Origin of the sequence: Streptomyces sp. 1222.5 (genome assembly GCF_900105245.1) — a bacterium.
In the GTDB taxonomy this organism is placed as follows: Bacteria; Actinomycetota; Actinomycetes; order Streptomycetales; family Streptomycetaceae; genus Streptomyces; species Streptomyces albidocamelliae.
In genome coordinates, this window is record NZ_FNSZ01000001.1 from 7039617 (window position 1) to 7052906 (window position 13290).

10 protein-coding genes and 1 pseudogene are annotated in these 13290 nt (G+C 73.6%); 8 read left to right on the forward strand and 3 right to left on the reverse strand.

What is annotated here, in order from left to right:
• Positions 1-6 precede the first annotated feature (6 nt).
• The 7 genes from BLW57_RS31950 to BLW57_RS31980 all read left to right on the forward strand — a co-directional run bounded on the left by BLW57_RS31950 (position 7) and on the right by BLW57_RS31980 (position 8862).
• Positions 7-1083 carry an ABC transporter ATP-binding protein gene (locus tag BLW57_RS31950; RefSeq protein ID WP_093479214.1) on the forward strand — a complete coding sequence of 359 codons (1077 nt, stop codon included), beginning with the start codon at positions 7-9 and terminating at the stop codon, positions 1081-1083.
• A 14-nt stretch (positions 1084-1097) separates the two neighbouring features.
• Positions 1098-2573, forward strand: coding sequence for an HAD-IA family hydrolase (locus BLW57_RS31955; RefSeq protein WP_256339631.1), 1476 nt, complete (start codon positions 1098-1100; stop codon positions 2571-2573).
• A gap of 93 nt (positions 2574-2666) precedes the next feature.
• Positions 2667-5216, forward strand: coding sequence for a sensor histidine kinase (locus tag BLW57_RS31960; RefSeq protein WP_093479215.1), 2550 nt, complete (start codon positions 2667-2669; stop codon positions 5214-5216).
• Positions 5206-5643, forward strand: a complete 438-nt coding sequence (locus tag BLW57_RS31965) for a roadblock/LC7 domain-containing protein (protein ID WP_079192735.1) — start codon at positions 5206-5208, stop codon at positions 5641-5643. The genes BLW57_RS31960 and BLW57_RS31965 overlap by 11 nt, the downstream gene beginning before the upstream one ends.
• 7 nt (positions 5644-5650) lie before the next feature.
• Positions 5651-6031 (forward strand): DUF742 domain-containing protein, encoded by a 381-nt coding sequence (locus tag BLW57_RS31970; RefSeq protein ID WP_256339632.1) that lies wholly within the window; start codon positions 5651-5653, stop codon positions 6029-6031.
• A gap of 295 nt (positions 6032-6326) precedes the next feature.
• Entirely contained in the window at positions 6327-7115 is a 789-nt protein-coding gene (locus BLW57_RS31975) for a carbon-nitrogen hydrolase family protein (protein ID WP_093479216.1), read from the forward strand.
• Positions 7116-7164: 49 nt separating this feature from the next.
• Positions 7165-8862, forward strand: coding sequence for a flavin monoamine oxidase family protein (locus BLW57_RS31980; protein ID WP_093479217.1), 1698 nt, complete (start codon positions 7165-7167; stop codon positions 8860-8862).
• A 33-nt stretch (positions 8863-8895) separates the two neighbouring features.
• Here the strand turns inward: BLW57_RS31980 and BLW57_RS31985 are convergent, their stop codons facing one another.
• On the reverse strand, positions 8896-9825 hold the full coding sequence (locus BLW57_RS31985) for a TIGR03619 family F420-dependent LLM class oxidoreductase (RefSeq protein ID WP_093479218.1): 930 nt from the start codon (positions 9823-9825) through the stop codon (positions 8896-8898).
• A gap of 78 nt (positions 9826-9903) precedes the next feature.
• A complete protein-coding gene (locus tag BLW57_RS31990; RefSeq protein WP_093479219.1) occupies positions 9904-10590 on the reverse strand; it encodes a DUF5995 family protein in 687 nt (228 codons plus the stop codon).
• A 209-nt stretch (positions 10591-10799) separates the two neighbouring features.
• On the opposite strand from BLW57_RS31990, the pseudogene BLW57_RS31995 reads away from it, so the two are divergent.
• Positions 10800-11840 (forward strand): annotated as a pseudogene (locus BLW57_RS31995) (glycoside hydrolase family 6 protein).
• Here BLW57_RS31995 and BLW57_RS32000 read toward each other — a convergent pair.
• Positions 11807-13198, reverse strand: a complete 1392-nt coding sequence (locus tag BLW57_RS32000; protein WP_093479220.1) for a uracil-xanthine permease family protein — start codon at positions 13196-13198, stop codon at positions 11807-11809. The pseudogene BLW57_RS31995 and the gene BLW57_RS32000 sit on opposite strands and share 34 nt — an antisense overlap.
• Positions 13199-13290 lie beyond the last annotated feature (92 nt).

The window sequence follows — 13290 nt, forward strand, 5'->3', positions numbered from 1 at the left end:
ACCGTCATGACCGTCACCACGCCTGAGAAGGCAACGGCCGAGAAGGCCGCCACCGTCGAATTCCGCGGTCTGCGCAGGGAGTTCGGCGCCACCGTCGCCCTCGACGGACTGGACCTCACCGTCCGCCCGGGGGAGTTCCTGGCCCTGCTCGGCCCGTCCGGCTGCGGCAAGACCACCGCGCTGCGCATGCTCGCCGGGTTCGAGCACCCCGACTCCGGCGCCGTCCTGGTGGACGGCGAGGACGTCACGCGGGTCCCGGCCCACCGTCGCGACGCCGGGATGGTCTTCCAGTCGTACAGCCTCTTCCCGCACCTGGACGCCCTCGACAACGTCGCCTTCGGGCTGCGGATGCGCAAGGTCCGCATGGCCGAACGCCGCTCCCGCGCAGCCGAATTGCTGGAGCTGGTCGGCCTCGGCGACAAGGGCGCGCGCTACCCGCACCAGCTGTCCGGCGGCCAGCAGCAGCGCATCGCGCTCGCCCGCGCCCTCGCGCTGCGTCCGCGCGTGCTGCTGCTCGACGAGCCGCTGTCCGCGCTGGACGCCAAGGTGCGCCTCACCCTGCGTGAGGAGATCCGCCGGCTCCAGCAGGAGCTCGGCATCACCACCCTGTTCGTCACCCACGACCAGGAGGAGGCCCTGTCGGTCGCCGACCGGGTGGCCGTCATGGGGGCCGGGCGGCTCGAACAGTGCGCCGCGCCCGCCGAGCTGTACTGGCGTCCGGCCACCGCGTTCGTCGCCGAGTTCGTGGGCACCATGAGCCGTTTGCCGGGGGAGCTGAGGGACGGCACCGTCGAGGTGCTCGGGCAGCGGCTGCCCGCCGAGGGCGAGGTGCCCGACGGCGCGGTGGACGTGCTGGTGCGGCCCGAGGCCGTACGGCTGCACACCGACGACCGGGGCGGCGCCCGCGTGGTCGCCACCGCCTTCCTCGGCGCGGTCGTCCGGGTCACCGTACGGCTCGCCGACGGCACCGAGGCCAAGGCCGACCTGCCCGCGCACGAGGCCGCCGGACTCGGCGCCGGAACCGCCGTCACCGTGTCGCTGCCGGAGCGGCCGGTGCTGGTGGCAGAACGTATCCAGAAGTGAGGAAAGACCCCGACGTGACCCCCCACGCCCCCGACCGCCTCCACCACCGGCTGCACGCCGTCCTGTTCGACATGGACGGCACCCTCGTGGACACCGAACGCCTGTGGTGGGAGGCGGTCGAGCAGGTCGCCGGACGCCCGCTGACCGAGGCCGACCAGCCGGAGGTGCTCGGCCGCCCCGTCGAGCACACCGCCGACTGGCTCGGCGCTGCCACCGGCAGGCCGGCCGCCGACCTCGCCACCGTCCTGCACCGCGAGTTCGCCGAGCGCGTCCGCACCGGCATCGTGCCCCGCCCCGGCGCCGTCGAGCTGCTGGACGCGCTCGCCGCCGCGGGCGTCCCCACCGCCCTGGTCACCGCGTCCCCGCGCGCGGTCGCCGACGTCGTCCTCGACGCGCTGGGTGCCCACCGGTTCGCGACCTCCGTCACCGCCGACGACACCGCCCGCACCAAGCCCGCCCCCGATCCCTACCTGGCCGCCTGCCGGATCCTCGGGGTCGACCCGCCGGCCTGTGTCGCCGTCGAGGACACCGAGACCGGCGTCGCCTCCGCCGAGGCCGCCGGGTGCACGGTGCTCGCCGTGCCCTCGCTCGCGCCGATCGGCGAGGCGCCCGGCCGGACCGTGCGGGACAGCCTGGCCGGGGTCACGGCCGCCGACCTGGAACGGATGGCCGCTCCCCGGCTCCGCGTGATGAGCTGGAACCTGTGGCTCGGCGGCAGCAAGGTAGACGACCACCGGGCCAAGCAGGTCCAGGCGGTCCTGGAGAGCGGTGCCGACGTCGTCGGGCTCCAGGAGACCGGCGGGACGGCCGCCCAGGAGCTGGCCGAGGCCCTCGGCTGGCACCACCACCGGGCCGGCGAGAACCTCGGCGTCCTCAGCCGTCACCCCGTCACCGCCCGCTTCGGCGACCCGGACGTCGGTTTCTACGGCGCCGCCGGTGTCCGGATCGCGGTCGCCCCCGGTCGCGAGGTGGACGTCTGGACCGCCCACCTGCACTACACGCCGTACGGGCCCTACGAGGCCGCCTTCGACGGACTGCCGGCGGCCGGGCTGATCGCCCACGAGGAGCTGCGGCTGAGCCAGATGCGGGACGCGCTGGACCGGATCGCCGAGTCGTCGGACGACGGCGTCCCGGTCGTCCTCGTCGGGGACTTCAACTGCCCCTCCCACCTGGACTGGCCGGACGTGCGCTGGCCGGTGACCGAGGCGGCCGAGGACGCGGGGTTCGCCGACTCCTTCCGCGAGGCCCACCCCGACCCGGCCGCCGAACCCGGGCACACCTGGTCGCCCGTTCATCCGGTGCACGAGGACGGCAGCGGACGGCCCGAACCGCAGGACCGGATCGACTACGTCCTGCACCGCGGACTGACCGTGCTCGACTCCCGGACGCTGGTCACCGGCATCCCGCGGCCCTGGCCGGACGTGGCGGGCAACGACTGGCCCTCCGACCACGCGGCGGTCGTCACCACCTTCGCCCTGCCCAGCGGGTGACCCGGGGTTACCGCAGGTCACCATTGCGGGGCCGGTGCTGATCCCGTAGGTTGTGCCGAACTTTCTACCGACTGGTAACACCGGCAGGTCTCCATGCGCTGGCCCCTCGGCCGTCCCACCACCGTTCGTGCGCGGATCGTGGCGCTCGCGCTCGCCCCGGCCGTCGCCCTGATGGCCCTGTGGAGCTTCGCCATGGTGTCCGTCACCGCCGAACTGCGCGCGCTGGTCCGGCTCCAGGGGGTGTACGAGGACTTCGGCACCCCCGTGGACACCGCGGTCGGACAGATCCAGATCGAGCGGCGGATGTCCGCCACCTACCTGGGCGGGCGCCTCGACACCACCACCGCCGGGCAACTGCTCGGCCAGCAGCGGCGTACCGACCGGGCCGTGGACGCCATGCGGCAGGCGGTCCGGGACGGGGACCGGGACCGGCTCACGGACCGTCAGCGGCAGGCCCTGGACACCATGGTGAAGGCCACCGGCAGGCTGGAGGGGCTGCGCGAACGCGTACTGTCCCGGCGGCTCAGCTGGGACCGGGCCGTGGACGAGTACAGCGCGCTCGTCGAGCCCGGCTTCGACGTGCAGTCCACGCTCACCGCGCTCCAGGCCGGACAGCTCGCCCGCGAGGCACAGGTCGTCGTCGAGCTGGTCCGGGTCCGGGAATTCGTGTCCCGGGAGGACGCCCTCGTCGCGGGCGCACGCGCGGCCGGCACGCTGACCGACCGGCAGTACGACAGCCTGACCGCGGCCATCGAGGACCGGCGCGTCTTCGAGCGGACCTACGTGCCGGACCTGCCCGCCGACTCGCGGGCGCTGTTCGAACAGTTCGCCCGGGACGACCTGCACCGCTCCCTGGAGCGGGGCGAGGACGCGCTGCTGCGCTCCGGTGCCGCGGGGGCCGGGCGGGCCGTCGCCGCCGACAGCTGGCGCTCCACCACCGACCGGGCCGTCAAGCGGTACATGCTGCTGTGCACCCGGTCCGCCGAGAACTCCGCCGCGCGCGGACGGGCCTTCGCCTACCGGGAGCTGACGAAGGCGGCCGTCGTCGGCGCGGTCGGGCTGGCCGCCGTGGCCCTGTCGCTGTGGTTCGCGGTGCGCGGCGCCCGGCGGATCTCCCGGCGCCTGGAGACCCTGCGGGACGCCGCCGACGTCCTGGCGCAGCGCCAGCTGCCCGACGTCATGCGGAGACTGGGCGCCGGCGAGGAGGTGGACGCGGCCGCCGAGGCCCCGCCGCTCGCCGCCGACGACGTGCGCGACGACGAGATCGGGCAGGTCGGCCGGTCCTTCAACGCGGCCCGCCTGGCCGCCGTGGAGGCCGCGGTCCGGCAGGCGACCCTGCGCCGCGGCCTGTTCGCCGTCCTGCTCAACATCGCCCGGCGCAACCAGGCGCTGGTGCACCGCCAGCTGAAGCTCGTCGACACGCTGGAGCGGCGCACCGAGGACCCGGACGTGCTGCGCGAGCTCTTCCGCATCGACCACCTGACCACCCGGATGCGCCGGCACGCGGAGAGCCTGATCATCCTGTCCGGCTCCGCCCCCGGCCGCCGCTGGCGCAGGCCGGTGCCCGTCGCGGACGTCGTCGCGTCGGCCGTCGGTGAGATCGAGGATTACGCGCGTGTGGTCGTGCCGCCGATGCCGGAGACGGGCGTGGCCGCGGACGCGGTCGCCGACGTCGTGCACCTGGTCGCCGAGCTGTTGGAGAACGCCACGGTGTTCTCGCCGCCGCACACCCAGGTCACCCTGCGCACCGGGCGGGTGGGCGGCGGCTTCGTCCTGGAGATCGACGACCGGGGCCTCGGTCTCGACGCCGGGCAGCGGGCCGAGGCCCAGCGCACCCTCACCGACCCCGACGCCTTCGACCCGACCCGCCACGACCGGCTCGGCCTGTACGTCGTCGGCCGCCTCGCCGCCCTCCACGGCATCGAGGTGAGCCTGCGCGACTCGCCGTACGGCGGTACGACGGCGGTGGTGCTGCTGCCCGAGAGCGTGCTGGCGGAGCCGGAGCCGGTGCGGACCGTAGCGGGGGTACGCCGGCCGGCGACGGACGTGGAGACGGGCCGGGGAGCCGGGGCACGGCCGAGGCCGGACGACACCACGGCCACGGCCGCCGGCGCAGCGCCGGCAGGCACCGGGGACCCGGCGACCGGTGTCCGGGCGGCGCGTGGGCTTCCCGCGCCGCGGACCGGCGAGGGGATCGCCCCGGTGCGGGAGCTGCCGACGAGGAAGCGGACGCGGCCGGCGCAGGAGCCTGCCGGACCGGTCGTGGAGGGGGATTCGCTCGCCGCGGAGCCTTCGGTCCGGGAGCCTGCCGGACCGGTCGTGGAGGGGGATTCGCTCGCCGCGGAGCCTTCGGTCCGGGAGCCTGCCGGACCGTCCGTGCTGCCCACGTTGCCCAGCCGGACCCGCCAGGCCGCCCTGGCCCCCGAGCTGCGCGACGATCCGGCCGGCCCCGGGGCCGTGCCCGAGCGGGCCCTCGACCCCGAGGAGATGCGCGCGATCTTCGGCGCCTTCCAGCGGGGCCTCGACCGCGGCCGCAAGGGCCTCCCCGCGGCCGGGGAGCCGGGCACGGAAGGAACGGCAGCGCAGGCCACCGACATGACCACCCACGCCGACGAAGGGACGGACACCGACGATGCCCGGTGACGATCACAACCCCGAGCAGACCGACGTGCCCGCGGGAGCGCCCGGCACGGACCTGGGCTGGCTGCTGGACGATCTCGTGGCGCGCACCGACCACGTACGCCAGGCCGTGCTGCTCACCGCCGACGGGCTGCCGCTCAGCAGCTCGGACGGCATGCGCAGACGGGACATCGAGCATCTGGCCGCCATCTGCTCCGGCTTCCACGGCCTGGCCAGATCGGCGGGGGAGCGGTTCGCGGCGGGTGAGGTGCGGCAGACCATGGTGATGCTGGACGACGCCTACCTCTTCATCACCCCCGCCGGCCACGGCAGCAGGCTCGCCGTGCTGAGCGAGGCCCGGACCGACGTCGGTCAGCTCGCCCACGAGATGGCCCTCCTCGTCCGCCGCCTCGGCAGCCACCTGGACGCCGCCGCCCGATCGGGCTCCTGAGCCGACGGTGAGCGACGAGCACTGGTACGAGGACGAGACCGGGTCGATGGTGCGCCCCTACACGGTGACCCGGGGCCGTACCCGGCCCGACGGCCGGCACACCGTCGACCTGATGTCCCGGGTCACCGCGCTCGACACCGAGGGGCCGGAGCCCGCCGTGGACCACGCCGGTGCGACCCTGCTCGAAATGGTCCGGCGCGGCCCTCGCCCCGTGGTGGAGCTTGCGGCGGACGCCGATCTCCCCCTCACCGTCGTCCGGGTCCTCCTCGGCGACCTGGCCGCGGCGGACCTGATCCGCATCGACGAGCCCCGGCGCGCGGGACCCGACGGCACCGCCACCGACCCGGTCCTGCTCCGCGAGATCGTCCAACGGCTCCGGCAGATCTAGCACGGGCGCCGGGGGACCGCCGTACCCGCGCTGAGCAGCGGTGACGCGGCCGGTGAACCGACGGTGATCTTCCTCCTGAGGGCACGGCGGTCCCGCCGCGAGCTCCTGCCCGCGCCCGAGCCCCCTTGAGGGACGGGCACCGCTCCGACGGGCCGCGCAACGAATCGCCGCCGAACCCGTGGTGCACGCAACAAACCGTGCACCGGCGCGCAACGGCTCCTTCTTGTCCGGCCGAGCGCGCCGAACGTACCTTTCTTCTGGCCCCCAAAACCCCTTTTTCCGGTGAGGACCCCGCATGCGCACCGCCCTGCTCCAGAGCTCCGGCCGCCCCGGCTCCGTCGCCGAGAACCTCAAGGTCCTCGACGCGGCCGCGGGCCGGGCCGCCGCCGCTGGCGCCGCGCTGCTCGCCGCGCCGGAGATGTTCCTGACCGGGTACGCGATCGGCGACGACATCGCCCGCCTCGCCGAGCGCGCCGACGGCGACTCCGCCGACGCGATCGCCGAGATCGCCGGCCGGCACGGCATCGCGATCACCTACGGCTACCCGGAGCGCGACGGCGAGACCGTCTACAACTCCGCCCAGCTGATCTCCGCCGACGGCACCCGGCTCGCGAACTACCGCAAGACCCACCTCTTCGGCTGCGCCGAGCGCGAGCACTTCACGCCCGGCGAGCAGTCGCTCGTCCAGGCCCGGCTGGGCGGCCTGACCGTCGGCATCATGATCTGCTACGACGTCGAGTTCCCGGAGAACGCCCGCGCCCACGCCCTGGCCGGCACCGACCTGCTCGTCGTGCCGACGGCGAACATGCACCCCTTCCAGTTCGTCGCCGAGTCCATGGTGCCGGTGCGTGCCTGGGAGAACCAGATGTACGTCGCGTACGTCAACCGGGTCGGCGCCGAGGGCGAGTTCGAGTTCTTCGGGCTCTCCGCGCTCGCCGGGCCCGACGGGATCGCCCGCACCCGCGCCGGCCGCGGTGAGGAGCTGGTCGTCGCCGACGTCGACCCGGCCTTCCTCGCCGCCTCCCGCGAGGCCAACCCGTACCTGAAGGACCGCCGCCCCGGCCTGTACGGGTCCCTGGTCTGATCCCCCCGAGCCCTCCCCGATCCACCCCCGCGCAAGGAGTCCGTACCCCATGACGTCCACGGTGCCCAACGCCGTCGAGCACACCGACGAGCAGCAGCCGCCGATCACCATGTTCGGCCCGGACTTCCCCTACGCCTACGACGACTTCCTCGCCCACCCGGCGGGCCTCGGCCAGATACCGGCGACCGAGCACGGTGCCGAGGTCGCGGTCATCGGCGGCGGCCTGTCCGGCATCGTGGCCGCGTACGAGCTGATGAAGATGGGCCTCAAGCCCGTCGTCTACGAGGCCGACCAGCTCGGCGGCCGGCTGCGCACCGTCGGCTTCGAGGGCTGCGACGAGGAGCTCAACTGCGAGCTGGGCGCCATGCGGTTCCCGCCGTCCTCCACCGCCCTGCAGCACTACATCGACCTGGTCGGCCTGGAGACCACGCCGTTCCCGAACCCGCTGGCCGAGGCCACCCCTTCGACCGTGGTCGACCTCAAGGGCGAGTCGCACTACGCCGAGACGGTCGAGGACCTGCCCCAGGTCTACCGGGACGTCGCCGCCGCCTGGAACAAGTGCCTCGAGGACGGCGCCGACTTCTCCGACATGAACCGCGCGATGCGCGAGCGGGACGTCCCGCGCATCCGCGAGATCTGGGCGCAGCTCGTCGAGAAGTTCGACAACCAGACCTTCTACGGCTTCCTCTGCGACTCCGAGGCCTTCAAGTCCTTCCGGCACCGCGAGATCTTCGGCCAGGTCGGCTTCGGCACCGGCGGCTGGGACACCGACTTCCCGAACTCCATCCTGGAGATCCTGCGCGTCGTCTACACCGAGGCCGACGACCACCACCGCGGCATCGTCGGCGGCTCGCAGCAGCTGCCGCTGCGCCTCTGGGAGCGCGAGCCGGAGAAGATCGTCCACTGGCCGTACGGCACCTCGCTGAAGTCCCTGCACGTGGACGGCGAGCCGAAGCCGGCCGTGACCCGCCTGCACCGCACCGCGGGCAACCAGATCACCGTCACCGACGCCAACGGCGACATCCGCACCTACAAGGCGGCCATCTTCACCGCCCAGTCCTGGATGCTGCTGTCCAAGATCGCCTGCGACGACTCGCTCTTCCCGATCGACCACTGGACCGCGATCGAGCGCACCCACTACATGGAGTCCAGCAAGCTCTTCGTACCCGTGGACCGGCCGTTCTGGCTGGACAAGGACGAGGAGACCGGCCGGGACGTCATGTCGATGACGCTCACCGACCGCATGACCCGCGGCACCTACCTGCTGGACGACGGCCCGGACAAGCCGGCCGTGATCTGCCTGTCGTACACCTGGTGCGACGACAGCCTGAAGTGGCTGCCGCTGTCCGCGAACGAGCGGATGGAGGTCATGCTGAAGTCGCTCGGCGAGATCTACCCGAAGGTCGACATCCGGAAGCACATCATCGGCAACCCGGTGACCGTCTCCTGGGAGAACGAGCCCTACTTCATGGGCGCGTTCAAGGCCAACCTGCCGGGCCACTACCGCTACCAGCGGCGCCTGTTCACGCACTTCATGCAGGACCGGCTGCCCGAGGACAAGCGTGGCATCTTCCTCGCCGGCGACGACATCTCCTGGACGGCCGGCTGGGCCGAGGGCGCGATCCAGACCGCGCTGAACGCGGTCTGGGGCGTCATGCACCACTTCGGCGGCGAGACCGACGCGGTCAACCCGGGCCCGGGCGACGTCTACGACGAGATCGCCCCGGTGGAGCTTCCCGAGGACTGACCGGGACAAGGACGAAGGCGCGGCCGGCCGGCCTCAGACTCCGGCCGCCCGCGCCTTTTCGAACACCTCGGCGGCGACGTCCGTCAGCTCCTGCGCGTCCCGCGCCTCGCCCTGGAGGTCGACGAGGATCTCGTCCAGTCCGATCCCGGCGTGCTCCACGAGATCGGCCACGATCTGGTCGACGCTGCCCTGGAAGGGCCTGCGGTCGGTGCCCTCGCACGGCTTCGCGCGCACGCTCGTGTTCGCCCGCAGCACCGTCCGGATCGGCTCGGTGCGCCCGCGCTCCTCGGCCATGTCTCGCAACCGCCGCCACTGGACGGCGATCTGCTCCGCGCCGGCGCCCGCGGGCAGCCAGCCGTCGGCGTGGTCGACCAGCCGGCGCAGGGCCCTGCCGTTGCCCGCGGCGAGCAGGATCGGGATCGGCCGGGCGGGCTTGGGTCCGACCACCGCCGAGGCGATCCGGGCGACCGCGCCCTCGTGCACCACCGGGTCCGGGCCCCACACCGCGCGGCACACCTCGATGGTCTCGTCCAGCACCCTGCCGCGTTCCTCGAAGGGCCGGACGCCCGAGGCCGCGTACTCGTCCAGGGACCAGCCCGTGCCGAGGCCGGCCACCACCCGGCCGCCGCTGGCCGCGTCCAGCGTGGCCAGGGCCTTGGCGAGCTGGAACGGCAGGTGCAGTGGCGCCACCAGCACGCTGGAGCCCAGCTCCGCCCGCCGGGTGGCCGCCGCGGCCAGCGTGAGGGTGACCAGCGGATCTGCCACCGCCCGGTAGCGGTCGGGCCAGGGCAGGCCTTCGATGCCGTACAGGCCCTGGGTGGCGGGCTCCGGGAACAGGGCCCGCTCGAAGACCCACAGGCTGTCGTAGCCGATCTCCTCGGCCGCGCGCGCCACCCTCGGGACGTCGTCGCCGATCGAGTACTGCCGCATCTGGGGAAGTCCGAGTCCGAGCCGGGTCGCCATGCCGCCGCTCCTCTGCAGTCGAGTACCGGTAGTTCAACTCCCGGCGTGCGCGGGAGAGTTCCGGATAACGGGTCCGGATCAGCCGGCGAGCGGGGTCAGCAGCATCCGCCCGGCGAACCCCACCGCCGCGTCCAGCCGTTCGGTGAACTCCTCGGCCAGGTCCCCGCAGCGGCGCAGTGCCCACAGCGCCCGCGCCGCCGCCCAGGTGGCGTCCCGGGCCCGCTCCAGGCTCCAGGAGCCCAGCAGATGGGTGAGCGGATCGGCGATCTGGAGCAGATCGGGGCCCGGCATCAGATCCTCGCGGATGCGCTCCTCCAGCGAGACGAGGAGATCGCCCACGCGGTCGAACTCGTCCTCCAGCTCGGCCGGTTCGCAGCCGAGCGTACGGCAGGCGTCCACCACGGCGAGCGCGAGATCGTGCCCGATGTGCGCGTTGATGCCCGCCAGCGCGAACTGCAGGGGGCGTACCCCGGGGTGGTGGCGGAGCTGCAACAACGGCCGCCAGCAGGCGGGTGGACGGCGGCCCGCGGCCACCGTGTCGACCGCCGCGAGATACCGCTCGGCGAACCGCACGTCCAGCGCGATCGCCGCCCGCGGATCCCCGAACCTCCCGCCGTGCAGGTGCCGTCCGACCTCCTCGGTGACGGCCAGGTAGACGCGGTTGAACACGGCGACCCCGTCCCGCTCGGGCAGGGCCGCGTCGAGCGCGCGCATCCGGCGGAGGACCGCGTCGACGGGAGTGGTGAGGTGTTCCAACTGCGCCATGAGGGAAGGGTCCCAGCCCTACGCCGACCGGCGTGCCGACCGGCCCGGTGCTTCGCCGGATCGGGGGAACGCGGGGCCGTACGGGGGTGCGGCGCCGCGCACGTCGCGGGGGACATCGCGGTGGAGGGGGCAACGGCACCGTGTCAGGCTTACGGGTCCGGCGCCTGGCCGAGCGGCGGGCCGCACGCGGGCGCGCCGTCCGGCGCGGGCTGAGGGCGGCGGTGGCCGCGGCGGTCACCGGGATCGGCACCGTCACGGGGGCGCTCTCGGCGCTCGGCGACGGCCACGGCTCCGACCGGGCCCGGCCCGCGGCGAGCCACCGGGCGATTCCGGCGCCGCCGCCCGCCGTACCGTAGCGGCCGACGTCGGCGAGTGCGCCGGTCACGTCCCGGCCGACGCCGGAGGCAGGGCCGCCGACGAGGACGCCCGCACCGGCCGGGACCGGGAAGGGGCGGCGGACCGCACCCGTCCCGGGGCTCCTGTACCGCGACCCCGACTCCCAGGTGCGGGACCGGGCCCGCGCCCATCCCGCCGATCCACGTACCACCGTCATCGCGTCCAGGATCGCCGGGCAGCCGGCCGCGGTGTGGTTCACCGACCCCGCCACGGACACCGTCGCCGGCCGGGTGCGCGCGGTCACCGCCGGCGCGGCGGCCATGGGCAGGCTCCCGGTGCTCGTGCCCTACGCCGTCCCGGACCGCGACTGCGGCGGCGCCCCCCCAGGGCGGTGCCGCCGATCTCGCCGCCTACGACGTCTGGATCGACGCCTTCGCCGACGGGCTGGGCTCGGGCGAGGTGACCGTGATCCTGGAGCCGGACTCCGTCGCGCAGTCGGACTGCCTGACGGCGGCGGCCCGGGCCGCCCGGTTCGCCTCGCCGGCCCGGGCCGGCCGGGTCCTGAAGGCGGCGAACCCCAGGGCGCGGGTCCACTACGACGCCGGTCACTCCGGCTGGAACCCGCCCGCCGAACAGGCGGCGCTGCTGCGGGAGGCGGGCGCCGCCGCCTCGGACGGCGTCTTCAGCGACGTCTCCGACTTCCGGGGCACGGCCGACGAGATCGCCTGCGACCGCCGGGTCCTCGACGCCCTCGGCGGGCCGGCCGGCCCCCGACACCGACCACGGGCGAGGCGCGCGTCGACGCCCACCTGTGGGTGAAGCTGCCGGGGGAGTCCGACGGCTGCCGGGGCCCGGCCGGGACGTTCACCCCGTGGTACGCCTACGACTCGGCGCGCGGGGTCCGGTCGTCGTAACGGGACGTGCCCTCGTCCAGCAGCGGCCCCTGCTTCTTCAGATGGGCCGGGGCGAAGGCGCGCAGCGTGTGGTAGCCGGTGATGACGACGAGGGTGCCGAGCGCGATGCCGCTGAGCGAGAAGGTGTCGGAGAACTTCATGCTCACGTTGCCGACGCCGATGATGATGCCCGCGGCGGCCGGGACCAGGTTCAGCGGATTGCGCAGGTCGACCTTGGCGTTGATCCAGATCTGGGCGCCGAGCAGGCCGATCATGCCGTAGAGGATGACGGTGATGCCGCCGAGGACCCCGCCCGGGATCGCGGCCACGATCGCGCCGAACTTGGGGCAGATGCCGAAGAGCAGCGCGAAGCCCGCGGCGGCCCAGTAGGCGGCGGTCGAGTAGACGCGGGTCGCCGCCATCACGCCGATGTTCTCCGAGTAGGTGGTGTTCGGCGGGCCGCCCACCGCGGTCGACAGCATGGAGCCGACGCCGTCTGCCGAGATCGCCGTACCGAGCTTGTCGTCCAGGGGGTCGCCGGTCATCTCGCCGACGGCCTTCACGTGTCCCGCGTTCTCCGCGACCAGGGCGATGACGACCGGCAGCGCGACCAGGATCGCCGACCACTGGAACGTCGGCCCGTGGAAGGAGGGCAGACCGATCCAGTCGGCCTGGGAGACGCCGGAGAGGTCCAGCCGCCAGTGGTCGGTGACCTTGCCGCTCGGGCTCATCGAGTGGATCTTCCCGAAGATCCGGTCGAACGCCCAGGAGATGAAGTACCCGAAGAGCAGTCCCAGGAAGATCGCGATGCGGGACCAGAAACCGCGCAGACAGACGACGGACAGACCGGTGAACAGCATGACCAGCAGCGCCGTCCACTGGTCCTGCGGCCAGTAGGTGGAGGCGGTGACCGGGGCGAGGTTGAAGCCGATCAGCATGACCACCGCGCCGGTGACGATCGGCGGCATCGCCGCGTGGATGATCCGCGCCCCGAAGCGCTGCACCGCGAGCCCCACCAGGAACAGCACGGCACCGACGACGAAGACCGCGCCGGTGACGGTCGCGCTCGTGCCGCCCTGCGCGCGGATGACGGCGGCGACGCCGACGAACGACAGCGAGCAGCCGAGGTAGCTGGGCACCCGGCCGCGGGTGGCGAGCAGGAAGATCACGGTCGACACGCCCGACATCATGATCGCCAGGTTGGGGTCCAGGCCCATGAGCACCGGTGCCACGAAGGAGGCGCCGAACATCGCGACGACGTGCTGCGCGCCCAGTCCGACCGTGCGGGGCCAGGAGAGCCGTTCGTCGGGGCGTACCACCGCTCCGGGCGCGGGCGTGCGCCCGTCACCGTGCAGCTTCCAGCGCACGCCGAGATCCATGTGGGGTTTCGCTTTCTCTGTACGTGAAGACGGTCCGAACCATTGTCACGTGTACCTCGCGGCTCTACGCTCGCACGGTCCTATTCATGAAC

What these genes read in the sequence shown, in the direction of transcription:
- BLW57_RS31950 (WP_093479214.1), top strand. Translation starts at nt 7, where the DNA reads ATGACCGTCACCACGCCTGAGAAGGCAACGGCCGAGAAGGCCGCCACC.
- BLW57_RS31960 (WP_093479215.1), top strand. Translation starts at nt 2,667, where the DNA reads ATGCGCTGGCCCCTCGGCCGTCCCACCACCGTTCGTGCGCGGATCGTG.
- BLW57_RS31965 (WP_079192735.1), top strand. Translation starts at nt 5,206, where the DNA reads ATGCCCGGTGACGATCACAACCCCGAGCAGACCGACGTGCCCGCGGGA.
- BLW57_RS31975 (WP_093479216.1), top strand. Translation starts at nt 6,327, where the DNA reads ATGCGCACCGCCCTGCTCCAGAGCTCCGGCCGCCCCGGCTCCGTCGCC.
- BLW57_RS31980 (WP_093479217.1), top strand. Translation starts at nt 7,165, where the DNA reads ATGACGTCCACGGTGCCCAACGCCGTCGAGCACACCGACGAGCAGCAG.
- BLW57_RS31985 (WP_093479218.1), bottom strand. Translation starts at nt 9,825, where the DNA reads ATGGCGACCCGGCTCGGACTCGGACTTCCCCAGATGCGGCAGTACTCG.
- BLW57_RS31990 (WP_093479219.1), bottom strand. Translation starts at nt 10,590, where the DNA reads ATGGCGCAGTTGGAACACCTCACCACTCCCGTCGACGCGGTCCTCCGC.
- BLW57_RS32000 (WP_093479220.1), bottom strand. Translation starts at nt 13,198, where the DNA reads ATGGATCTCGGCGTGCGCTGGAAGCTGCACGGTGACGGGCGCACGCCC.